Genomic DNA, 21,633 nt, shown 5'->3' with positions numbered 1-21,633 from the left:
TTTTTTATAATTTATTATTTTTATGTGAGTATAACCAGTCAAGTAAACCTTCAGTTTCATAAGCTCGATGCCATGAAGGATGACCGGTATCATTATATTCAGTATAATTAATTTCTGCACCAATTTCTTTTAATTTAGCAGCAACATTTTTGAAAGAAACATAATTTACTGTTGTATCATCACTTGAATGGAACATCCACATAGGGGTTTTCTTATAAATTTCTACTGAATCCATATCAGCTGTACCGCAAATTGGAATCACAGCTGCAAACATATTAGGATATCTTGTAATATAATCCATAATACCTGTGCCCCCCATTGAAATACCACCCATGTAAATGTAATTTTTATCAATTGGGTAACGTTTGAAAAGTTCATTTTCTAAGAAATCATTAAATGTATATGTAATAGGTTGAAGTGGATTTGTTTTATATTTATAAGTTCCATCAAAGATATCTTGAAGTGGAACCCAACGTTGATCTGTTGGAACTTGTGGTGCAATAATGATTGTATCTTTACCGTATTCTGGATGTTCGATAATCATTTTAGCAATTTTTGCATGATAAACAATTGGTTTTAGTCCATCATCACCACGTTCACCGGCACCGTGCATGAAGATAAATAATTTATATTTATCTTTTTTTTCTTCTGGAATATAAACTGTATACTTTAAAGTTTCACCAGAGACTTTTGATTCAAATGTTTCTAATTTCATGATGTCTGTTAATATCATCTGTAAACTCCTAATAATTTTATTTGTAAATCTATTGAATTTCTTAATGTAGATAATAAATCATCTAAATTATCACTAGATAAATTGAGTTCTAAAAAGAAGTGATAAGTTCCAAGTTTATCTTTTTTAGGTCGTGACATAATTGATGAAAGATTAATATTTTGTTTAGCAAAATGTCCTAACAAAGTATATAATAAACCGGGTTTATCGATGGTTGGAGAAAGTACAATTAAAGCTTTAATATTTGTACCTTTTTCAACGGTCTCTAATTTTTTATCAATTAAAACAAATCTAGTTTGATTGATTAAGCCATCTTCAATTTTATTGATTACAAGCTGATGTTTATTAGTCACTAAATGGGTTGGAATAACAGCAGCAGACTTTTTAGTATTCTTTAAATGAAGATTTAAGGATTGTGAGTTAGAATCCGTAATAATAAACTTTAAATGTTTATACTTATGTAAAAAATTTAAGCATTGGTTTTGGGTTTTGAATTGAACATAAACTGTTTCAATTTCTTCCATACTTACTTCATTTGATACGAGTGAGAAGGTAATTGGAATAGAGAGTTCATTACTAATATAGTAACCAGTATTTTGGTGTAATAAATCAAGTGTTCGTTGAATATATCCGTCAATTGAATTCTCAAGTGGTAAAACGAGTAAATCACTTTCTTTAAATCTTTCAAAACAAAAATCAATACTCGGTTCAAAGATGATTTTAGCATCTATTTCAAGCTTTTTTAAAAGTTTTTTGGTGGCGATTTCTGAGTAGGTTCCAGCCGGACCTAAAGTGACCACTTTTTTCATTTATTTTCCTCTTAAGATATTATCTTACACCTTTTTAAAACTACTTTTAATTGTAACATAATTTAAGATAATAATGTATATTGCTGTCAATAATTTCGAATTCGAAATATAATGTAACTATAATAAGTTAAGAGGTACACAAAATGAAAGTTAAAGGAATCCATCATATATCAGCAATTAGTGGTCATGCTCAAGAAAATGTCGACTTTTATTCTGGTGTATTATCTTTAAAAATGGCTATTAAAACGGTTAACTTTGATCAGTATAATATTTATCATTTATATTACACCAATCAAAATTATGAATTAGGCTCAGCACTAACTTATTTCCCATGGAAAAAGAGTTATAAAGAAGGCATCGTAGGTAGTGGACAAGTAGTTTCCTCAATCTTATCAATTCCAAAAGGGTCAAAAAAGTTTTGGATGCAAAGACTCAATCAGTTTAGAATTCCATTTGATATCATTAAAAGATTTAATGAAGAAAGAGTATCATTCAAAGATCGTCATGGTTTATCACTTGAACTTGTAGAGACTAATTTAGAAAAATCATCTGAATTTGAATTTAACGGTGTGACTAAAGATGCCCAAATACAAGGAATATATGGTGCGCTCTTACAAAGTTATGATTATAAAGCAACCTATGAATTTTTTACCGAAGTCTTAAGATTAGATTATGAGCAAGAAGATGGACTAAATATTAGATTAAGTTTAGATAGTGAAATTGGTAAATATATTGAACTTTCTAAACTATCCATAGGTGAAGGCAAAGACGGTAAAGGAACATATCATCATATTGCATTTATTGTTGATGAAGATTTAGAAATTTGGCGAGATTATTTACTAGATCATGGACTAGAAGTTACTGAAGTAAAGGATAGAAATTTCTTTAAATCAATCTATATGAGAGAACCAGGTGGTATTATGGTTGAACTAGCAAGTCGTGGTGAAAAACTAACACCTCAATCATTAAACCCTGAGCTCTATATTCCAGAAAAATTTAAAAAATATGAGAATTCAATCCATCAAGCTTTATATCCAGTATTTGTAAATGAAATCTCTTATTTGAATGATTATTCTTATGAAAATTTAGAAGAATATAAAATATATGAAGCACATCAAAACTTATTAAGTGAAATTAATCGATTGGCTAAAAAATCAAAAGCAGAAGGATTAACACAAGAAGAAACGATTTATCGTGATAAGTTAAGAAGACAATATATTGAAAATATTACCAAAACGATTGCAGCTAATTTAGAAAATGTTCAAGTTGAAGATCAAAATAATAATTTTGTAAAATTAGAGCGTAAGAAAAAAGATAATTCTTAAGATGTATTTAGAAAAGTCTAATAAAACCTTTGATGTTACAATAATTTCTGAAGGGAAATGATGTTATGAACTATAAAGAAGAATTAAAACCAATGACAATTTTATTTAGAGCATTCCAAGCGATTGAAGCTTATGCAAAAAAAGATATTTTAAACTATGGTTTAAACTATACTGAATTTGCAGCAATGGAAGCTTTATATCATAAAGGACGCTTACCAGTTCAAGGTATGTGTCAAAAAGTATTGATTGCAAATTCATCAATGACATATGTACTTGATAAACTTCAAGAAAAGAAATATATTGATAGAATTCAAGATCAAAATGATAAAAGAACATTCTATGTTGAATTAACACCAACTGGACAAAAAGTGGCGGACGAAATTTTTCCTAAACACTATGAAACAATGAAATCACTTTTTGATGTTTTATCAAAAGAAGAAAAAGAAATGCTAGGAACTATTCTTAAAAAGGTAGGATACCAAGCACTTGATATGACTGATTTATGATGCAGTATTATTTTGAACAAGGTACCAATCAGAATGTTCTAGTTTTACTGCATGGTACTGGTGCCGATGAACACGATTTAGTACCAATTGCAAAAATGGTTGACCCTGATGCAACAATTTTATCTTTAAGAGGAAATGTTGTTGAATCAGGCATGTTAAGATTCTTCGTAAGATTTCCTGATGGAACTTTTGATTATCAGAATATTGATGAACAAATTGAGTTAATTTCTAATACGATTACTGAACTCATCTTAAAACATAATTTACAAGGTTTTAACATATATGGACTTGGTTTTTCTAATGGTGCAAACATGTTAGAAGCAATCATTCAACAAAGACAATCAGTCTTTAAAGCCGTTATGTTATTAGCTCCGGTTTATGTAAACCCATTTATTGATTTTATTGAGCTAAAGAATCTACCAATTTATATTTCAACCTCAGTTTACGATCGATACACAACAAAAGAAAAGATGATTAAGTTACAAGAAGTTATTGAAGCAAAAAATGGCAAACTTAGAATGGTTTGGCATGACTACGGTCACTCGCTTCCACAAAATGTATTAAAAGACTTAATTGACTGGTTCAAAGAATTATGAGCGTCTTTTAGACGCTTTTAGTTTATAATAGAGCAGAGAAATCAAAAGAAAAGAGTGATTATTTATGGTTAAAGAAGTATCTGCTGGTGCGATTGTATACACCAGAACTGAAAACCAAACCCTTTATTTATTAATTCAACATAAAAATGGTAGTCATTTTTCATTTCCAAAGGGACATGTAGAAAAGAATGAATCTATTTTAGATGCTGCCAAAAGAGAAGTTTTAGAAGAAACAGGAATTATGTTTGATTTAGTTTCTGACAAAATGGAAGTTAATACATATCTAATGCCAAATGGTGTTTATAAAGATGTATATTATTTTTTGGGTAAAGCACTGAATACAAAAGTTACTAAACAGGATAGCGAGGTTGCTGTTGCTGGTTGGTATACTAAAGATCAAGTATTTAAGTACTTAACTTACGATAATGATAAAAAGATCTTTATTAAACTAGCCGGGAGAGTAGAATAATGAGATTACATATTGTTGGGGATTCAACTGCATCAAACAAATTACCATCAAAAAGACCAGAGACTGGTTGGGGAGAAAAGATTCATCTTTTCTTAACTGAGGATGTAGAAATTTTTAATCATGCTGTAAACGGGAAATCAACGTATTCATTTATTACTGAAAAACTTTTTGATTCAGTTTTAAAAGATTTAAAAGAAAATGATGTTTTAATCATTCAATTTGGACATAATGATTCAAAAATCGATGACCCAAATCGTTATGCTGATCCACTTTTTAATTATCCAAGAAACTTAGAGTTTATGGTTAAGGAAGCCCGTAAAAAAGGAGCTTTCCCAATTATACTATCATCAGTATCTAGACGTTATTTTAGAGGCAATCATCAAGTGAATAAATACTCAGTCGGTATTTATCCATATGTTGCAAGAAAAGTCGCTAAATATAATGATGTTTTATTTATTGATACATTTAAAAAGACAAAACAACTCTATGAGTATTTAGGATTTGATGATTCAAGAAAATTATTCTTACAATTATTCAAAGGTGAACACCCTAATTATCCTGATGGCATTTATGATGATACTCATTTTAATGATTTAGGAGCAGTAGTTGTTGCATCTATCATTGCAGAAGGTTTATATTTTACAAAAAAATTACACCCATTAAAACCATTCATTAATCCTGAATATTTAATTCGATGGGTTGACATAAAGAGAGTAACACATGTATAAAGATCAAAAACCTAATAAAGGTTACAAAGTTGTTAGAGAAGAACGTTCTTCAAAATCTTTCAATGATAGACCTTTCAAAAAAGATAAGAATGAATTTGAAAAAGTAGAACGTAAAGACTTTAAGTTTAATAAAGATTTTAAAGACTATAACGACACAAACGTTCATTTATCATATAAAACAAGTGACTTTGAAAAGAAGAAAGTTGATGAACAATTAAAACTTAAAGAACAAATGGTTAAGGATTTATTCCAAACAGATATTTTACCAATTATTCCAAACCCTAATCCAAAAGGTTATCGTCATAAAGCGGTTTTATCTGCTGTTAATATTAAAATGACTAAAAACTTTAAAATTCAATTGGGTTTATTCGAAGAAGGTAGTAAAACAGTTAAACCACAACTTGGTCATTTTTTACATCACCCAAAGATTGATAGAATTTTTGATTCAATTGAAAAACTACTCATTAAATTTAAAATGAGAGCCTATCATGATAGAAGTGGTGAAGGCATTATTAAACACGTTATGATTAGAAAATCATATGTATTTGATGAATTTATGGTTGTATTTTCAACTCAAGGTAATCTTTTCCCAAATCATAAAGAATTTGTTAGAGAACTGATTGCACTTCATCCTGAGATTAAAACGATTGTTCAAAATATTCATCGTAAAGACTCTAAATTTGTTTTACTTGAAGAAGAAAAAGTTTGGTATGGTCCAGGATATATAAGAGATCAAATTGGCGATTTAAACTTCCAAATTTCACCTCGCGCCTTTTATCAAGTCAATCCTGCCCAAATGATGAACCTATATCAAAAAGCGCTAGAAATGGCGGATATTACGCCTAAAGATACAGTTATTGACTGTTATTCAGGTATTGGTACGATTACATTACTTGCAAGCAAGTTAGCCCATCATGTATATGGTTTTGAAATTAATGATTCAGCTGTTAAAGATGCAATTAACAACAAAAAAATTAACGATGTCAAAAATGTAACATTCGCTTTAGGTGATGTTGAAAAGTTAATTGAAGAATTCCAAGAACCAGTGAATTTATTAATTATGGACCCTACTAGAGAAGGTGCTTCACTTAAATTTATTCAATCTGTACTAAAGTTAATGCCAAATAAAATTTTATACATTTCATGTGATCCTAGAACACAAATTAGAGATGTTAAACAATTATTAAAATATTATAAGATTGATAAAGTACAACCAGTTGATATGTTCACATATACTGCACATGTTGAAAACATCGTATTGCTTTCCCTAAAATAGAAATTTCACAGCCTTACAAAGCCATGAATAATTTTAAATTTCGAACGCAATTGGCTATATTCAACGCCTTTTGTCTGTATTGAAGTAACATAATATGTTTAGTTATACAATGTTGCATAGTTTGACTAAATATATAATAATTTCCATGCATCCTATAATCATTGTGTATGGATTAGTGCAAATGCATTTATATGAATTTATAAGTAAAGCAAATGCACAACCAATGAATTTATATGCATAGGGTTGTTCACATGTTGAAATAGTAAGTGAATGACCTTTAAATGTAGATAAAAAATGATAATAAATATAGATTAATGCAATAAAATATAAATGATATGCAACTTATTAAGAAAAATAGGGAGTTGTCATGATACTAAAGGAAACAATACAGGCTTTGCAAGAAAAGAAAGAATGGGCGTTCAATGAAGTATGGTACGCATATTCCACTCTTATTTTTACTGTAATATATAAGATTACCAATGATATTAATGTTTCCGAAGAATTGCAGATGGACACATTCGTTTCTATTTTTAATGAGTGTACCAATTATCGTGGTGGTAATTTTAAATATTGGTGCTTAACTATTGCAAAAAATAAGGCTAATATGCATCTTAGGAAGATCATATCAGAAAAAAAAGCCTTGGAGAAATATAAAGAGAGTGAAGAACTTCGTCTTATAGATGAAGCAATCAACAAGAAAGAAGAAGAGTTATCAGACTATATTACTAATGAAATATATCGTATATTAGAGAAGGAAACTGCTGAAATCGTAATATTGCATTTATTAAAAAAAACAAAATTTAAGGATATCGCAAAGTTTAAGAAACAACCCGTAAATACTATCCTTAGTAAATATAAAAGAGCTATAGAAAAAGTTAGGAATGGAATTAAATTATGAAAAGTATAGATCAATCAATAAGACAAAAACATGATGAAAATCTACTTAATAAAGTAAAACAAAAACTGGAATTTAATACAGAAGTTCAATTAACAAAGAAAAAAACAGTTTTATTTTGGCCATCTATGGCAAGTGCATTTTTATCCATCATTATACTCGTGATTGCTATTGCATTTTATTTAGATACACAATTCCCCAAAAGTGGTATTGATACAAATCTAACTCCAGCCCAAAGCTATTTAGATGATATCAATGGTGTAACTGATTATATTGATAGTCCAATTTCAACCATGATATTTATTGAAGGTGAATTAACAAAGATTAGTATCTATTATGCAGTATATGATGATGGGGATTCTTACGTTAATCTTCTGTTATTTGATATTGTCTCATCAAATGAAATAATGTTGACGATCTCAATAAAGAGCAATGGTGAAACTGTTTTATCATATAATCATAGTTATAATAACCAATCTACAAGATTCTATTATGTGATTTTTAGTGAAGATGATATTAAAGTCCAAATTGATATAGATGATGAAAGTCAAATTCAAGAGTTTAATTTGGATCTATTTAATGAATATTTGAATAACATTTAAAATAATGCAATAAAAACAAAAGTACAAGCACCTTATTAAGTAGATTTACTTAAGAGGTGTTTTATTTTTCTACCTCAGAAAAGGAGAATAAAATGAAAAAAACATATGTACTGGTATTACTGGTTTTATTGGTTGCGTTTCTATCACAAAGCGTGGTATATGCAACAGATAATGAAAATGATTACCAAAAAGTGATTGAATTATCTAGAGAAAAATTAGGTAATCAAAGGATTACAGTTCAATTAATGGATGGTTTAAATTCATATGAAAGATTCTATTTAGCAGAAGGTGTTGAAAGCGGATACCTAATATACGATCGAGATAATGGTATATTTCTTGAATATTCTGCTGAAGACTCATCACCATTTGGAAATAGTATGGGAGATAAGAAATATATTGGACCAACTTATTATTATGTTGAAGTCAATAATGAACTGACTGATCTTGGAACAGGTAATAAAGTAGGAAGCGATGAAAAACAAAAATTAATTGCTATGGAAAATCAAATTAAAGAAAGCATTGCTGTAAATAAAGAACATAATTCAACAGAAGCAGAAAAATCAGGTTTAAATAAAAGAAATGCAGCTCATAAACATGAAATTGATGACATTATGTCATCTGATTTGCCTGATTTCACAGAAGTAGAATATGCATTTTACTTTGAAAACTTAAGAAATATAGGAAGAAATGTTGCAGGTGTGCCAGGTCATCCAGAATTTGAAGGTACATGTACTTTTGTAGCAGTTGAAATGATGCTCAGTTATTATGATTCTGTGATTGATGATGATATCATTCCAGAAGCATTTGATGTAACAGTAAGTAGGAATTTTAGTAGTAGTTCTGACTACTCAGATTTAGTATCAAATATCTATAGTGAGTCGCCAGGAATATGGGATGATTTCCATGCAACAAATATTGCAAATATGAATACTGGTAACAGTATGAATTTAGCAGAAGCTAAAGATTTAGCGGAAGATTATTTAGATGCTGCCGATATTGATTATGAATTACACTATCTAGGATTTTGGGAAGGTTTATTTGTTCCAGATAAAGCAAGTTGGGCAAGAACCGGTATAACCGCAGGTAATCCAGTTTATATTGCTATTAGTGGAACTGATACTACGATTGTTAATGATGAGATACATCATGCTGTAGTAGGATATCGTTATGATGATGACAGTATCATTGCTCACTCAGGGTGGAGAAATATGACAATCAATGATGGTTCACCACGCACTGCTATTCATATAAATGGATATACTGTAAATGAGGCATTTTATTTTGATGTCGATACTGCACATTCACATTCATACAACTATACCTGGCACAAAAATGTAACTGATTTAGATGGTACTTTATGTATTTGTGGGCAAAGAACTTGTGATCATGAAACGACATCAAGAATGTATTTAGATTGTTGGGAAGGTTTAGATTTACACGACTTGTATTGTGGTTTTTGCAATAGATATTTATCACATGAAGGTCATAATTATACTAATGGAATTTGTACAAATTGCGGTGTAAGTCATACCAATCATACTTATGTTTCTGGTACTTGTTCCACTTGTGGGTATGTTCATTCTAACCATACTCTAGGAACAACTTATTATGGAACAGCATCCTCACATTATAAAAAATGCACAATTTGTAATGCTAATATTTATTGCTCATCAACAGCAACAGTGATTTCAAATACTTCAACAACACACACGGTAGATTGTTCCGCTTGTGGTTACTCGAAAACTTCAACACATACTTATAACTCGAATAATGATTGTACAGTATGTGGATATCATACAACTCACACTCATCTTTATACTGACCATTATGCATTTTATTCATCATTGCAACATAAAGCATACTGTTCATGTGGAAACTATGTATTAAGAGCACATTTAGGTTTGGCCCAAGCTCCAGGAATGCCTATCTATTGTGCATCGTGTGGTTATGAAATGGATGATGGGGAATAGGTGGGTTAATATGACAAAAATCTCAAAAATCATAAAAGATATTTCAACACCAATTGTACTAATCCTCATTAGTGTTGTAGTATTTATGTTTTCTGAAATTGTAATATCCAGTCCTGGTATCGCACCAAGTGGTTTGGTGGGATGGAAGTTTATTTTTGGATTTCAAGCATCAATCGGATCTGTTGAGTACTCTACAAATAGCGTTACTGGATTTGGATTATCATTTGTGCTTTTATTGATACCAATATTTAGTTTGGCTGGAATCATTCTTCTTATTCTTGAATTGTTTGATATTGTTTTTCCATATTCAAGATTAGTGATTTTTATCTTATTTTTATTGGTTGGAATATTATGTTTTTTACCAATACAATTTGCAAATTATAATAGAGTAGTGGAAGATAGTTTCAGATTCATTAGACTGGATTCATCAGATTTGTATCTATATTTTGGTGGTTATATCAGTGGATTATTAGCATTAATATCCGCTATTATGGTAGGATATAATATAATTATTCCAAAAAAATGATTATTACGAATAAAATTCCACTATTTAAGTATTAATTTGAAAGACTTTAGATTCATTCATTAATCAATTAATATTGAAGAATTTTTATCGGCAGAATATCTGTGGAAATCAACACCACCAGTAGTAGTTGTGTATGGATTAGTGCAAACGCATTTATATGAATTCATAAGTCAAGCAAATGCAAAACAAGCGTATCTATATGCATTAGGTTATTCATATGCTGTAATAGTAAGTGAATGATCTATAATTTTCAACAGAAATATGTTTCTTCCCTACATTTAAAAGCATAATGACTAAAAATATTTATGTTACTTGCCTCCATTATGTGAAAATCGGCAAGCAATTTGCACCTTTCTACGCATGTTGAAAACATCGTATTGCTTTCCTTAAAATAGGAAATACACAGCCTAACAAAGCCATTCATATTTTATGTAAATTTTCATGAACTGATACCAAAAAGTTGTACTTTGTTATAATACAAGTATATGCAGGAGGTATCAGATGAAAGACAAATTCCCATTCAGGGTTACTATTGATGCGATTGTAGTATTCCTCATATTGTGCTTCAAATGATGTTTTTTGATCTTCGCTATCAGTTGAAACTCTAACATAACCACCAAGACGTTTTTTTCTAATCTCATTAGTCATTGCATCAATCTTTATTTCAATTTTAGGTTGTACCACTTTTACTTGTTTTTGTTGAATAATCTAACTCCTTGTTTGGTTACTATATACATCACTCTAAAAGCAATATATAGCAAGTAAACAATGGTGTTTAAGTTGCTTTTTTATCATTTAAATCAATGCTCATATGCTGTTTTAGTATTTCCTTGATTTGATTGTATTCACTATCGGTAAAAAGATTCTTAGCATAAAGCTTTGCTAAAATAGATAGTCCATATGAATACTCTTTATCTTAAGTAATAAGTTTCTGTTTAATTTTGCTTTCCATAATATGTCCTTTGCAGCAAAATGAAAAAGGAACTGCATCAACAATTCCTATAAAAAGAATACATCGAAAATCGATATATATTCCAAACAAGTCACCATTTGTAGTTTATCAATATACTGCCTTGCAGTTTTTAGGTATTACCTATGGATTTTCATTTGTTGCACATTATGGTTGGACACAATACCCTGAAGTGAATTTCTCAGGTGCATTAGGCAGTTTATATTATTTCTTTTAATTAAGGAGAGTCAATGAAAAGAATTTTTAGCATAATCATAGTGATACTTGTAACACTCATAATATCTGGATGCGATTATTATCCATGGACACCATCAACTGGAACAACGACTTCAGACAAAATATATCTAGATCCAGCAATTGGTGATACGAGGATTCTTTTGCAGTTAAACGATTCTGTTAGGTATATCAATTATGGTTCAGCTTCAATTGATGGTGGTCCAACATTTGATAGTGGTAAATCCATTTCTCAAATAAAATCTGAAATCTTCATGCATAACGAATACACTTTGAGTGATATTAGAACCAATACTCTACTGATTCAAATTCCAAATACATCAATCAATATTAACCATTTCTATATTATTACAAGTCAAGCATATAGTGGTGGTAGAACGTATTACATCATGGAATCAAAAGTAATTTTTCAAGGAGAAGAGGATTTAAAATATATATTATTTCCGATTTATTTACTAAATATGAGTATTCCTCTAGACTCATCAGAAAACAGTTTTAATGAGAATCAGAACTATGATTTGATGGAAAGTGACATTGATGATTTTATTGAGTTTTATGAAACAATTGATGCTTTTAATTTCACTTATACAGAAAATTCGATATCAATTACTGGAATGAAAAACACTAACTATAAAAAAAGTGATAGATTGATAGCTAGTTTTATATTGACTTTTGAAGAAGGAAAGGTAAGTATAGATATTTAGGTTTCATATTGTAAATAGACTATTGATGATTGTTCTATCTGTTATAGTATTATCTTTTCTTTCTGGTTGCATTTACGTTACTTAATTTCATAGTTCAAGTTTACCAGAATAATTAACCACGATGAGAAGTATTTATCGTGGTTTTTTGATATTTGAAACTATAAAACTATCAAAATCAATATTAAAATCTTCTTCAATGAGTTTATAAAACATCTTGATTTTAGAATCATTCTTTTCAAGATGCAGTGCATTGTAACAATTAAACAAAGATTTCTTATAGTTTAGATTGTCACCTATGGCAAAATAAGCAAGAGAGAGAAAGTAATAGAAATCAACTAAAAGGTAGGATGATTTATTTTTCATGGCAGATTCAATGGCATAATGTGACATCTGAATTACTTTTTCATAATCTCTTTGCATACCATAAAACTCAATCATATAATTGAGACATAGTAAAATATTCGTGATGTTGTTTCCACTAATAACAATTGATGGAGTGCAAGTTGATGATAATATTATTAAAGTTTTACTTGTTCAGCACGGAACAACAACTGGACTTACATATTTCCAAAAAAACCTTATCATAGAGGTAACCAAAAGTTTTATTGGTAAGACAACTAGTGTAGAAGTTGATATCAAAGTTAAATAAAAAACATATTAAAGGAGATTCGCCTATGAGAAATGGTAATAAAGCCACAAATAAGATTACGATATACATTATGCGGATTCTACTTGTGATTGTAATTTTAGGTTTTCTTTCAATAGTATCGACTCAAACAGTATGGGCATATCAAGAAAAATCCACTTATGGTTTTCAAGTTGACTATAAAAGATATATTCCAACGATAGAGGATGATTTTGCTGATAATAGAATCATTGTGACACTTAAGCAGCAATATAGTGATATTAATAAAAAAATTGACGCATCAATTATAGAGAGTAATAAGAAATAACGTATTTAATTTGTAGTTTATAATCAGTAATATGCAATTCATTAAAATCAATTGATATTTTTTTGTAGTTTAACCTTAAAATAGTAGAAAGTTTAAAAATGAGGTAAATTATGATAAATGAAACTATAAAGAATCGATTATTTAAAGTAATTAAAGAAACAAATGAGTTTTTCAAACATATGAATGTTCTTGAATTAAAATCTAAACTCAATGGATTGCCATCAAACACGGTTGGATCACAAGCGTGGTGTATTATCGGTGCTAGAGAATCCTATATGAATGCATACGTAACGGGTAAATGGGTTGGATTTAACTGCTCATTAAATGAAATATATGACAAAGATAAAGTCAATCAAAAACTAGTAGAAACTGCTAAAATGGTTGAAGATTTATTAATGCTTCATCCAGATAAAAGTGAAGATATGTTAATGGAATTAATTGAACATGAAGCTATGCACCATGGACAATTGATTCGTTATGCATATGCAAATAGAATTTTATTTCCTCAAAGTTGGATTCATAAATATGCATTAGAACAAGTAAAGCCAAAAACCATTAAATGATTACATTGGTTTATTTGATTAAAAAAGTTCTATTTACTTAAAAATACAACAAAAAAACTATGTAAAAGTAAATAAATTAATTTATAGGAACAACCAGCGATGGTTGTTTTTATTATAAAAAAGATACTTTATAAGTAAGTTGTATTGCTGAAAATTTATAAAAGTGCTAATATCATTTTGAGCATGCAAAAGAGGTATATTTATGGCGTTAATTGTCTTTACAACTACAGTCATTATTATGATGTTATCATTGATGTTTTTTCCTAAACTTAGAGTATTTAAAAAAGAAGTAGAAACTTATTGGGTTGTTATTGTATTAGGTGCAATAGTTGCATTATTTACAACTAATATGGATCTTAATAATCTTTTGCAATCAATCTTCAAAGATTCAGAAATGAATCCAATTAAACTAGTGACTTTCTTTATCTCGATGACCATTTTATCGATTTATTTAAATGAAATTGGTTTTTTCCAAAAGGTAGCTTTTTGGGTTTTGAAGAAAGTTAAAAATGATCAAAATAAAGTATTTTTATTCTTTTCAATTTTAGTCTCTGTATTAACTATTTTTGTTAGTAATGACGTCATTATATTAACGTTTATACCAATTATTATTTATTTTTGTAGACATGCAAAAATTAATCCATTACCTTATTTATTTGCAGTATTAGTGTTTGCAAATACATTTAGTTTAATCTTAATTGTTGGTAATCCAACAAATGTATATCTTGCAACAAATCAGAATATTTCATTCTTAGACTATATGAAAGTGATGATTATACCAGGTATTGTAACAGGTTTAACTAGTTACTTAATATTATGGTTTATTTTTAGAAAAGATTTAAAGAAACCGATTGAAGTACCAGTTGATTCTAATTTTGAAGTTAATAAGTTAAAAATGATACTAGGACTTTCTCATTTAGGTTTAACTTTAGTTTTATTAACACTCTCTAATTTAATAGATCTTGAAATGTGGCTAATTACAATTGTTGCAGCAAAGTCACTACTCGTTATAACATTTATCATCAATAAGGTCCAAAAAAATTCTCAAAACTTAATTACGGTAACATTAAAAAAAGCACCATGGACTTTTATACCAATGATCCTTGGTATGTATGTTTTAGTAGATAGTGTTAAACAAAGTGGTTTCCATATTCAAGTCTTTAATTTCTTAAACAATTTTGATCCAGTATATGGTTATGGAATATCATCATTTTTACTAGCTAATGTAATGAATAATTTACCTATGACAATGTTTATTCAATTAGTTATTGAAGAAGTTCCAACATTACTTGTTACAAAAGTAACATATGCCAGTATTATCGGTGCAAATTTAGGTGTATTATTAACTCCGTTTGGGGCATTGGCAGGTTTAATGTGGTATGACTTATTAAAACAACATGAAATCAAAATTAGCATGGGAAAATACTTTAAAACATTATTTGTTTTAGGTGTTGCATCACTTATCTTAAGCTTATTCGTGTTAGAGATTATTATCTAATTTAAATATAAAATATTGAAAGAATAAAATCGTTTAAAGGCCAATGACCTTTGAAACGATTTTATTTTTCACTTCTGATTTTGCTTCATAGAGTAAATGATCAGCAATTTCTAAAACTTCATTATAATCGTTTGATTCAATCATATAGATAAATTCTTCGCCACCATAGCTACCAATAAAATGATTTGGTTCTTTGATTCTTTTAAATGCATTAGCAATTTCTTTTAATATATTATCTCCGATGATATGACCATAATTATCATTAATCATTTTAAAATCATCGGTATCAATCATCATAAATCCAATACCAGTTTGTTTTTCATGCAAAGTTTTCTCGTATTTGTAAATTAAACTTGTGCGATTTGGTAGTTCAGTTAAAAAGTCTGTTGTGGCAAGTTCTGCTAATTTTTCATGTGCTTCTTTGGTTGTATTAAAGAAGAAAGCCACGTTTCTTGCAACAGTTGCCATTACAAACGACATATTAATTACGAAAAAAGTATATTGAGCAATTATATTAATTTCTTTCAATGGACCTACTTGGTAAGTTAAAATACCACTGATAATATACATTGCACCAATGAATAACTTCATATAAAATTTAAATAATCGACGCCAGTTTGTAAAGATTGTTAAACTTGTCATTAAAAAAGCATATGAAAGAAAACTTGATAAGAATCCGAAATAGATTGAATGAAATGAAGTGACTAGACTAGAAGAAGTTATAAATATAAATGAAGCTGTGCCATACATTTCTTTTTTATTGATGAATAAACATATCATACATGAAATTATTGATATAAAGTTAACTAAAACAAAAACATAACTTTCAAAAAATAAGAATATTAGATTTAATATAGTGATTAATACTAAGGCTGAGGTATAAACTTTGTTCGCTTGTTTCTTATAGTGCGTGATTTCCCAATTTTCAACAAATTGTGATTTTGGCTTAAGGAAACCTCCTTTAGTACTACATACAAACATTATATAATCTATTTGCTGCACTGTAAAACAAAGTAAACTAGTTAAGAATGTTATAATATTTACAAAAGGTAATACTTTATAAATTTTAAAAGAGGTTAAATGAAACAGATGAATAAAGAAAATTTATTAAAAACTTTAAAAGATCGTTTTACTAAACATATGTATAGACATCCTGGAGTTTCATGGGATGAAGTAGAGAAAAGACTTCATCAAAATGAACGCGTCCTAGAAGTAATCTACAATATGGAAGAAACTGGTGGTGAACCAGATTTAGTTACACGTCTTTTTGAAGATAATAAATTTACCTTTGTTGATTGTTCAAAAGAAACCCCCAAAAACAGACGTAGTTTTTGTTATGATAGGTTAGCATGGGAATCTAGAAAAGAGTTTAAACCATTAACCTCAGCATTAGAACATGCTAAAGAAATAGGCGTTATAATCTTAAATGAAATAGAATATCGAAAACTTCAAACAATCGAACCATTTGATTTAAAGACTTCTACTTGGGTGTTAACACCTGAACCAATTAGATCACTAGGTGGTGCAATCTTCTGCGATAGAAGATATGATCATGTTTTCACTTACCATAATGGTGCTGAAAGTTATTATGCTTCTAGAGCTTATCGAGGTTATGTAAGCTTATCATAAATAAAGATGAGGTATGCATGAAACAGGAAAATGAACCAACGATTCATAAAGAACTCCGCATAAGTGCTATATTTATCAAGTTTTTCTTGCCATCGTTTAAAGTGAATACTGTTCAACTTGCGAACACTTTTTTATCCACGCTAAAGGGTAAATGTAAGTCAAAACTTTATTATGAGCAACGATACATAAAAAGACCAGATGGAACTGATTTAAGAATTACTATTTATGCTCCAATATTAAGAAAACCAAGTGCAGCAGGTTTGGTTTGGTTTCATGGAGGTGGGTACGGTATGGGAACACCTGAAATGAATGAAAAATTATTTAAAAAGATAATTGATAGAACTGGTTGTGTAATCATTTCACCAGATTACCGCTTATCTGTTGAAAAACCATATCCTGCTGCAATCGATGATTGTTATACGACATTAAAATGGGTCAAGGAATATGGTAAAGAATACATGATAAACATCAATCAAATCATGGTAGGAGGAGAATCAGCTGGTGGTGGCTTAACTGCGGCAATTACTCATATGGCAAGAGATAAAGGTGAGGTTAGTATTGCATATCAAATTCCTTTGTATCCAATGATAGATGATCGAATGATTACTGAATCTGCTAAGGATAATTTGTTGGATCCAATTTGGAATTCAAGATCAAATTATGAAGGTTGGAAACTTTATTTGGGTGATCTTTTTGGAAGTAATAAAGTTCCTGTATATGCAGCTCCAGCAAGAGCTGAAAATTTCGAAAGTTTACCGCCTTGTTTAACCTATGTTGGTTCAGTAGAGCCGTTTTTGGATGAAACAAAAGCTTATGTTTCGGCATTAGAAAAAGCAAATGTTCCAGTTGATTTTAAAGTATTTGATGGTGGTTTTCACGCTTTTGATACCATTGGTGGCAATTCAACAATTGCAAAGGAAGCCATTGAATTTTTATTAACTCATATCGAACATGCTACAAAAAAATATTATAAAGAAAATAAGGATTAAATATGTTCTATTTAAAATTAAAACCAAATGCTGATTTTGTTGGTAAATCAATCAGAGAATATTTACAATCATTGTATGTTGGTAAACCAGTAATTTATAACTATTCTTCTAATAAAAGAATTTTAGTTGGCGATAAACCAACAAACTCAGAATATCGCCTAAAAACTAATGATGAAATCACTTTTATTTTAGAAGAAGACAAAAACCAAGTATTAACTGATGAGACAATTGACATTATTTATGAAGATGATGATTTTTTTGTTGTGGAAAAACCAATTGACTTACTCGTTCATACAGATGGCAACGAGGTTGACACATTAAACAGTAGAGTAGCTAATTATTTTGTCAATAAAGGTTATTTCCATCCGGTTTTACCAGTTCATCGAATTGATAAAGCCACTTCTGGATTAGTTTTATATGCTAAGCATTTTGTTGCACTTGCATATCTATCACATCAATTTGAATCCAAAGCCATACATAAAGTATATGAAGCTTTAGTTTTAGGTCAAGTAATGCCTTCAAAGGGTACAATTAATAAACCACTTGAAATGGATAAATCAAACAAAATGATGGTTATTTCATCAAAAGGAAAACCAGCTGTTACACATTATGAGGTTAAAACTTATAATAATCAAGGCACGATATTAGAAGTATCGATTGAAAGTGGAAGAACACACCAAATAAGAGCTCATTTAGCATCAATTAATCATCCGGTTATTGGTGACCCAATCTATGGAAAAGCTAAGTACATTCGTCTGATGTTACATTTTAAATCGATTGCATTCACCCATTTTAGAGAAAATAAAAAGGTAACTTTCACTTCGAAAGTACCTTTCTAATTACTTCATTAATTCGTTAAGTTTTTCAATTTCAAATTGTGTAAGGTATCTATAATAACCAATTGGTAGATCCCCTAAATTGATATGCATAATTCTGATTCTTTGAAGACTTTCAACTTTATAACCTAATGCATCACACATTCTTCTGATTTGTCTGTTTAGACCTTGTCGTATGATTAATTTAAACTTACGATTAGCAATTTGTGTGATATCAGCAGGAAGTGTTCTTTGATTTTGATGAGTTACTGGATTATAGATCATCACACCTTTAGTCATCTGTTCAATAAAATCATCGGTTATGTCTTTATTAACTTCAACAATATACTCTTTATCATGACCGTTTTCAACACGTAAGATTTTATTCACGATATCACCATCATTAGTTAGAAGAATCAAACCTGTCGTTTCTTTATCAAGTCTTCCTATTGGGAAGATTTTTTCTTTATAATCCATGAAGGTTGTCATATTTCCTTCAATTGCAGTATCTGTTGTTGATACAATACCAGAAGGTTTATTGAGTGCAAGGTAAATTTTAGTACGCTTAGGTTTAATCACTTTACCATCTAAAGTAACGATGTCATCTGATTTGATTTGAGTACCAACAACTGCAACTTCATCATTAACTTTGATACGACCAACTTCAATCATTCGGTCAGCTTCTCTTCTGGATGCAACCCCTGATTCAGAAATGTATTTATTTAATCGAATAACTGATTTATTTTCGTATAGTTCTCTGTTTAAGTCAGCATATTCAGTTTTATTGTAAAGTTTAGCTCTTATCATTTGGTTTTCCTCTAAGATTTCCATACTATTCTATCAAAAACATCAATTATTTACAATCAATTGTGTAAAATGAAATTAGAGGTAATTATTGATGTCAACTAGTTTTAATTATATCGATTATGTATTAAATCAAATAGAAGAACCTTATTTTGTAAGATACAAGAAAATGTTTGGAGAATACATGGTATATGTTGATGAAAAGCCGACATTTTTAGTATGTGATAATGTAGTTTTTGTTAAAATACATCCTTCAATTGAAGGATTGATGCAAAATGCAGAACAAGGATTTCCATATGATGGTGCTAAACTACATTATGTTTTAGATATTGATGACAAAATATTAGTAAAAAATGTGATAGATGCGATTTTGCCGCACTTAAAAGTGCCTGTTAAAAAAAAGAAATAAAAAGTTATAACTTTGGTTGCAAAATCCTTTCTTTTTTATATAATAAAACATGGTAAAGAAAAGGACGGCATTATGAACAGAACACTCAAATATATATTATCAGCAACCCTATCAGGAATCATCGTAGGGATTGTTGCATCTACTTACTTAGCACTTAAAAATACAAACATGGTTTTAGGAGCTTTCTTATTCGGATTCGGGTTATTATCAATTGTAACTTTTGACTTTAAATTATTCACAGGTCGTGTTGCATATATTCCGGATGAAAAACCAAGTTATTTATTAGATTTACTCTATATTGTAATTGGTAACTTATTAGGACTTTCATTCTTCGCACTATTAGTACATATGGCTGGTTTTACTACAATCATTGATAACGCAGTTCATATTGTAGAAGGTAAATTAGAAGCACCACTATATAGCATCTTTGCAAAAGCAATCATTTGTGGATTCTTAATGTACATGGGTGTTGAAGGATATAAACGCGTACCAAATGATGTTGCAAAAGTTGTATTAAACATCTTCGCTGTTGTATTATTCATTTTCTTAGGTGTAGAGCACAGTATCGCTAACGCATATTACTTCGTGGTATCTGGATCATTCACTTGGGAAGTCTTATTAGCGTTTGTTGTTATGTTATTAGGAAATGGCGTTGGATCAATTCTAATTAACGTTTTAGAACAAATGGCAGGAACTAAACCATCAAAGAGATTTAATAAATAAGGAGCCTAGCTCCTTTTTTGTTACAATAGTAGTAAAGGCAGGGGAGATTATGGAGAAAGAAGTAGTTGTAATTACTGGTGCTAGCTCCGGGATTGGCAAAGCATCAGCAATATATTTAGCAGATAAAGGTTTTAAAGTATATGCACTAGCTAGAAGACTGGATAAATTAAAAGAGCTTTTACCTTATGGTGTTGATATCATAGTTTGTGATGTCACTGATAAATACTCAAGAATGGCTGCTATAGACACTATTTATCAAAGAGAAGGTAGAATAGATGTTTTATATAATAACGCTGGATATGGGCTATTTGGGCCGATAGAAGACATTAGTGAAAGCGATGCTAAAGCACAATTTGAAGTTAATCTATTTGGATTAGCTGAAATGACAAAATTAGTACTACCAATAATGCGCAAACAAAAAAGAGGTAAGATTATAAATACCTCATCTATCGGTGGTAGAGTTGTTTCATTACTAGGTGGGTGGTATCATGCCAGTAAGTTTGCAGTTGAAGGTTTTTCAGATGCATTACGTTTAGAAGTCAAACAGTTTGGTATAAAAGTTGTTTTAATTGAACCAGGATTAATTCAAACTGAATTCATGGGTATTACTTATGATAATTCTCAAAAATTACCTCAAGAAACAGCGTATAAAGATTTGTTTGATAAAGTTAAAAGTGATGCAAAAAGAGATTATTTAGACAAAAAGATTGGTAGTGACCCGGTTGTTGTTGCTAAAGCAGTATATAAAGCAATTAAAAAGAAAAATCCAAAAACTAGATATGTTATGGGTAAACTTGGAAAATTAGCCGTCATTTCAAAGCGATTCTTACCAGATAAATTAATGGATTACATTTTACTTCATAGATAAGAAAAAAGAGAATTCTTGATTGAATTCTCTTTTAATTAA

At 29.6% G+C, this 21,633-nt stretch carries 28 protein-coding genes; 22 read left to right on the top strand and 6 right to left on the bottom strand.

The features are described 5' to 3' along the window. Positions 1 to 4 precede the first annotated feature (4 nt). Complete coding sequence (locus tag PG914_RS06340) at positions 5 to 733, bottom strand: carboxylesterase family protein (RefSeq protein ID WP_488822902.1); 729 nt, start codon at positions 731 to 733, stop codon at positions 5 to 7. Then, entirely contained in the window at positions 730 to 1,542 is an 813-nt protein-coding gene (locus PG914_RS06335; protein ID WP_488822900.1) for a prephenate dehydratase, read from the bottom strand. The genes PG914_RS06340 and PG914_RS06335 overlap by 4 nt, the downstream gene beginning before the upstream one ends. A 143-nt stretch (positions 1,543 to 1,685) precedes the next feature. Between PG914_RS06335 and PG914_RS06330 the strand changes: the two genes are divergently transcribed. The 10 genes from PG914_RS06330 to PG914_RS06285 all read left to right on the top strand — a co-directional run bounded on the left by PG914_RS06330 (position 1,686) and on the right by PG914_RS06285 (position 10,435). Beyond that, positions 1,686 to 2,867, top strand: coding sequence for a DUF896 domain-containing protein (locus PG914_RS06330; RefSeq protein WP_488822898.1), 1,182 nt, complete (start codon positions 1,686 to 1,688; stop codon positions 2,865 to 2,867). A 65-nt stretch (positions 2,868 to 2,932) separates the two neighbouring features. Further along, positions 2,933 to 3,373: a MarR family winged helix-turn-helix transcriptional regulator gene (locus PG914_RS06325; protein WP_488822896.1), complete on the top strand. Its 441-nt coding sequence runs from the start codon at positions 2,933 to 2,935 to the stop codon at positions 3,371 to 3,373. Then, entirely contained in the window at positions 3,370 to 3,969 is a 600-nt protein-coding gene (locus PG914_RS06320; protein ID WP_488822895.1) for an alpha/beta hydrolase, read from the top strand. Before PG914_RS06325 ends, PG914_RS06320 begins: the two co-directional genes overlap by 4 nt. Positions 3,970 to 4,033: 64 nt before the next feature. Beyond that, positions 4,034 to 4,438 carry a bis(5'-nucleosyl)-tetraphosphatase gene (locus PG914_RS06315; RefSeq protein ID WP_488822893.1) on the top strand — a complete coding sequence of 135 codons (405 nt, stop codon included), beginning with the start codon at positions 4,034 to 4,036 and terminating at the stop codon, positions 4,436 to 4,438. After that, the gene (locus PG914_RS06310; RefSeq protein WP_488822891.1) at positions 4,438 to 5,166 is read left to right on the top strand and encodes a rhamnogalacturonan acetylesterase; all 729 of its coding nucleotides are present in this window, start codon (positions 4,438 to 4,440) and stop codon (positions 5,164 to 5,166) included. The genes PG914_RS06315 and PG914_RS06310 overlap by 1 nt, the downstream gene beginning before the upstream one ends. After that, positions 5,159 to 6,442, top strand: a complete 1,284-nt coding sequence (gene rlmD, locus PG914_RS06305; RefSeq protein WP_488822889.1) for a 23S rRNA (uracil(1939)-C(5))-methyltransferase RlmD — start codon at positions 5,159 to 5,161, stop codon at positions 6,440 to 6,442. Before PG914_RS06310 ends, rlmD begins: the two co-directional genes overlap by 8 nt. Positions 6,443 to 6,809: 367 nt before the next feature. Further along, positions 6,810 to 7,340, top strand: coding sequence for an RNA polymerase sigma factor (locus tag PG914_RS06300; protein WP_205734655.1), 531 nt, complete (start codon positions 6,810 to 6,812; stop codon positions 7,338 to 7,340). After that, positions 7,337 to 7,939 carry a hypothetical protein gene (locus PG914_RS06295; RefSeq protein WP_488822887.1) on the top strand — a complete coding sequence of 201 codons (603 nt, stop codon included), beginning with the start codon at positions 7,337 to 7,339 and terminating at the stop codon, positions 7,937 to 7,939. Before PG914_RS06300 ends, PG914_RS06295 begins: the two co-directional genes overlap by 4 nt. A gap of 92 nt (positions 7,940 to 8,031) precedes the next feature. After that, the gene (locus tag PG914_RS06290) at positions 8,032 to 9,909 is read left to right on the top strand and encodes a hypothetical protein (RefSeq protein WP_488822886.1); all 1,878 of its coding nucleotides are present in this window, start codon (positions 8,032 to 8,034) and stop codon (positions 9,907 to 9,909) included. Between the two features lie 10 nt (positions 9,910 to 9,919). After that, positions 9,920 to 10,435, top strand: coding sequence for a hypothetical protein (locus PG914_RS06285; protein WP_488822884.1), 516 nt, complete (start codon positions 9,920 to 9,922; stop codon positions 10,433 to 10,435). Positions 10,436 to 10,855: 420 nt separating this feature from the next. Here the strand turns inward: PG914_RS06285 and PG914_RS06280 are convergent, their stop codons facing one another. Then, positions 10,856 to 11,119, bottom strand: a complete 264-nt coding sequence (locus PG914_RS06280) for a hypothetical protein (protein ID WP_488822882.1) — start codon at positions 11,117 to 11,119, stop codon at positions 10,856 to 10,858. A 278-nt stretch (positions 11,120 to 11,397) separates the two neighbouring features. On the opposite strand from PG914_RS06280, the gene PG914_RS06275 reads away from it, so the two are divergent. Continuing rightward, a complete protein-coding gene (locus PG914_RS06275) occupies positions 11,398 to 11,622 on the top strand; it encodes a hypothetical protein (protein WP_488822880.1) in 225 nt (74 codons plus the stop codon). Positions 11,623 to 11,635: 13 nt separating this feature from the next. After that, a complete protein-coding gene (locus PG914_RS06270) occupies positions 11,636 to 12,343 on the top strand; it encodes a hypothetical protein (RefSeq protein ID WP_488822878.1) in 708 nt (235 codons plus the stop codon). A gap of 132 nt (positions 12,344 to 12,475) precedes the next feature. On the opposite strand, the gene PG914_RS06265 is transcribed toward PG914_RS06270, so the two are convergent. Then, positions 12,476 to 12,781 carry a hypothetical protein gene (locus tag PG914_RS06265; RefSeq protein ID WP_488822877.1) on the bottom strand — a complete coding sequence of 102 codons (306 nt, stop codon included), beginning with the start codon at positions 12,779 to 12,781 and terminating at the stop codon, positions 12,476 to 12,478. 28 nt (positions 12,782 to 12,809) lie between these two features. Between PG914_RS06265 and PG914_RS06260 the strand changes: the two genes are divergently transcribed. The 4 genes from PG914_RS06260 to PG914_RS06245 all read left to right on the top strand — a co-directional run bounded on the left by PG914_RS06260 (position 12,810) and on the right by PG914_RS06245 (position 15,357). Next, positions 12,810 to 12,992: a hypothetical protein gene (locus PG914_RS06260; protein ID WP_488822875.1), complete on the top strand. Its 183-nt coding sequence runs from the start codon at positions 12,810 to 12,812 to the stop codon at positions 12,990 to 12,992. A 25-nt stretch (positions 12,993 to 13,017) separates the two neighbouring features. Next, on the top strand, positions 13,018 to 13,296 hold the full coding sequence (locus tag PG914_RS06255) for a hypothetical protein (protein WP_488822873.1): 279 nt from the start codon (positions 13,018 to 13,020) through the stop codon (positions 13,294 to 13,296). Positions 13,297 to 13,406: 110 nt separating this feature from the next. Then, on the top strand, positions 13,407 to 13,859 hold the full coding sequence (locus tag PG914_RS06250; protein ID WP_488822872.1) for a hypothetical protein: 453 nt from the start codon (positions 13,407 to 13,409) through the stop codon (positions 13,857 to 13,859). Between the two features lie 202 nt (positions 13,860 to 14,061). Next, a complete protein-coding gene (locus PG914_RS06245) occupies positions 14,062 to 15,357 on the top strand; it encodes an ArsB/NhaD family transporter (RefSeq protein ID WP_488822870.1) in 1,296 nt (431 codons plus the stop codon). Between the two features lie 33 nt (positions 15,358 to 15,390). On the opposite strand, the gene PG914_RS06240 is transcribed toward PG914_RS06245, so the two are convergent. Beyond that, on the bottom strand, positions 15,391 to 16,338 hold the full coding sequence (locus PG914_RS06240; protein ID WP_488822868.1) for a GGDEF domain-containing protein: 948 nt from the start codon (positions 16,336 to 16,338) through the stop codon (positions 15,391 to 15,393). A gap of 99 nt (positions 16,339 to 16,437) precedes the next feature. Here PG914_RS06240 and PG914_RS06235 point away from each other — a divergent pair, with 99 nt between their 5' ends. Genes PG914_RS06235 through PG914_RS06225 form a run of 3 tightly spaced genes read left to right on the top strand, consistent with a single transcriptional unit; the run spans position 16,438 to position 18,814 of the window. Then, on the top strand, positions 16,438 to 16,986 hold the full coding sequence (locus tag PG914_RS06235; RefSeq protein WP_488822866.1) for a DUF4256 domain-containing protein: 549 nt from the start codon (positions 16,438 to 16,440) through the stop codon (positions 16,984 to 16,986). 17 nt (positions 16,987 to 17,003) lie between these two features. Then, positions 17,004 to 17,975, top strand: coding sequence for an alpha/beta hydrolase (locus tag PG914_RS06230; protein ID WP_488822864.1), 972 nt, complete (start codon positions 17,004 to 17,006; stop codon positions 17,973 to 17,975). Positions 17,976 to 17,977: 2 nt separating this feature from the next. Further along, entirely contained in the window at positions 17,978 to 18,814 is an 837-nt protein-coding gene (locus tag PG914_RS06225; RefSeq protein WP_488822862.1) for an RluA family pseudouridine synthase, read from the top strand. Here PG914_RS06225 and PG914_RS06220 read toward each other — a convergent pair whose 3' ends face one another. Beyond that, positions 18,815 to 19,522, bottom strand: a complete 708-nt coding sequence (locus tag PG914_RS06220) for a pseudouridine synthase (RefSeq protein WP_488822929.1) — start codon at positions 19,520 to 19,522, stop codon at positions 18,815 to 18,817. A 166-nt stretch (positions 19,523 to 19,688) separates the two neighbouring features. Here PG914_RS06220 and PG914_RS06215 point away from each other — a divergent pair, with 166 nt between their 5' ends. The 3 genes from PG914_RS06215 to PG914_RS06205 are packed head-to-tail and all read left to right on the top strand — an operon-like array spanning position 19,689 to position 21,594. Beyond that, a complete protein-coding gene (locus PG914_RS06215; protein WP_488822860.1) occupies positions 19,689 to 20,003 on the top strand; it encodes a transcriptional regulator in 315 nt (104 codons plus the stop codon). A gap of 12 nt (positions 20,004 to 20,015) precedes the next feature. After that, on the top strand, positions 20,016 to 20,726 hold the full coding sequence (locus tag PG914_RS06210) for a formate/nitrite transporter family protein (protein WP_488822858.1): 711 nt from the start codon (positions 20,016 to 20,018) through the stop codon (positions 20,724 to 20,726). Between the two features lie 49 nt (positions 20,727 to 20,775). Next, positions 20,776 to 21,594, top strand: coding sequence for an oxidoreductase (locus tag PG914_RS06205; protein ID WP_488822856.1), 819 nt, complete (start codon positions 20,776 to 20,778; stop codon positions 21,592 to 21,594). The last annotated feature ends 39 nt before the right edge of the window (positions 21,595 to 21,633 follow it).

This window comes from Acholeplasma sp. ORD1043 (assembly GCF_057808485.1).
The sequence above is the reverse complement of the archived record's forward strand: the minus strand, read 5'-3'. Positions and strand labels throughout refer to the sequence as shown.

What these genes read in the sequence shown, in the direction of transcription:
- PG914_RS06340 (WP_488822902.1), bottom strand. Translation starts at nt 733, where the DNA reads ATGATATTAACAGACATCATGAAATTAGAAACATTTGAATCAAAAGTC.
- PG914_RS06335 (WP_488822900.1), bottom strand. Translation starts at nt 1,542, where the DNA reads ATGAAAAAAGTGGTCACTTTAGGTCCGGCTGGAACCTACTCAGAAATC.
- PG914_RS06330 (WP_488822898.1), top strand. Translation starts at nt 1,686, where the DNA reads ATGAAAGTTAAAGGAATCCATCATATATCAGCAATTAGTGGTCATGCT.
- PG914_RS06325 (WP_488822896.1), top strand. Translation starts at nt 2,933, where the DNA reads ATGAACTATAAAGAAGAATTAAAACCAATGACAATTTTATTTAGAGCA.
- PG914_RS06320 (WP_488822895.1), top strand. Translation starts at nt 3,370, where the DNA reads ATGATGCAGTATTATTTTGAACAAGGTACCAATCAGAATGTTCTAGTT.
- PG914_RS06315 (WP_488822893.1), top strand. Translation starts at nt 4,034, where the DNA reads ATGGTTAAAGAAGTATCTGCTGGTGCGATTGTATACACCAGAACTGAA.
- PG914_RS06310 (WP_488822891.1), top strand. Translation starts at nt 4,438, where the DNA reads ATGAGATTACATATTGTTGGGGATTCAACTGCATCAAACAAATTACCA.
- rlmD (WP_488822889.1), top strand. Translation starts at nt 5,159, where the DNA reads ATGTATAAAGATCAAAAACCTAATAAAGGTTACAAAGTTGTTAGAGAA.
- PG914_RS06300 (WP_205734655.1), top strand. Translation starts at nt 6,810, where the DNA reads ATGATACTAAAGGAAACAATACAGGCTTTGCAAGAAAAGAAAGAATGG.
- PG914_RS06295 (WP_488822887.1), top strand. Translation starts at nt 7,337, where the DNA reads ATGAAAAGTATAGATCAATCAATAAGACAAAAACATGATGAAAATCTA.
- PG914_RS06290 (WP_488822886.1), top strand. Translation starts at nt 8,032, where the DNA reads ATGAAAAAAACATATGTACTGGTATTACTGGTTTTATTGGTTGCGTTT.
- PG914_RS06285 (WP_488822884.1), top strand. Translation starts at nt 9,920, where the DNA reads ATGACAAAAATCTCAAAAATCATAAAAGATATTTCAACACCAATTGTA.
- PG914_RS06270 (WP_488822878.1), top strand. Translation starts at nt 11,636, where the DNA reads ATGAAAAGAATTTTTAGCATAATCATAGTGATACTTGTAACACTCATA.
- PG914_RS06265 (WP_488822877.1), bottom strand. Translation starts at nt 12,781, where the DNA reads ATGATTGAGTTTTATGGTATGCAAAGAGATTATGAAAAAGTAATTCAG.
- PG914_RS06260 (WP_488822875.1), top strand. Translation starts at nt 12,810, where the DNA reads ATGTTGTTTCCACTAATAACAATTGATGGAGTGCAAGTTGATGATAAT.
- PG914_RS06255 (WP_488822873.1), top strand. Translation starts at nt 13,018, where the DNA reads ATGAGAAATGGTAATAAAGCCACAAATAAGATTACGATATACATTATG.
- PG914_RS06250 (WP_488822872.1), top strand. Translation starts at nt 13,407, where the DNA reads ATGATAAATGAAACTATAAAGAATCGATTATTTAAAGTAATTAAAGAA.
- PG914_RS06245 (WP_488822870.1), top strand. Translation starts at nt 14,062, where the DNA reads ATGGCGTTAATTGTCTTTACAACTACAGTCATTATTATGATGTTATCA.
- PG914_RS06240 (WP_488822868.1), bottom strand. Translation starts at nt 16,338, where the DNA reads ATGTTTGTATGTAGTACTAAAGGAGGTTTCCTTAAGCCAAAATCACAA.
- PG914_RS06235 (WP_488822866.1), top strand. Translation starts at nt 16,438, where the DNA reads ATGAAACAGATGAATAAAGAAAATTTATTAAAAACTTTAAAAGATCGT.
- PG914_RS06230 (WP_488822864.1), top strand. Translation starts at nt 17,004, where the DNA reads ATGAAACAGGAAAATGAACCAACGATTCATAAAGAACTCCGCATAAGT.
- PG914_RS06225 (WP_488822862.1), top strand. Translation starts at nt 17,978, where the DNA reads ATGTTCTATTTAAAATTAAAACCAAATGCTGATTTTGTTGGTAAATCA.
- PG914_RS06215 (WP_488822860.1), top strand. Translation starts at nt 19,689, where the DNA reads ATGTCAACTAGTTTTAATTATATCGATTATGTATTAAATCAAATAGAA.
- PG914_RS06205 (WP_488822856.1), top strand. Translation starts at nt 20,776, where the DNA reads ATGGAGAAAGAAGTAGTTGTAATTACTGGTGCTAGCTCCGGGATTGGC.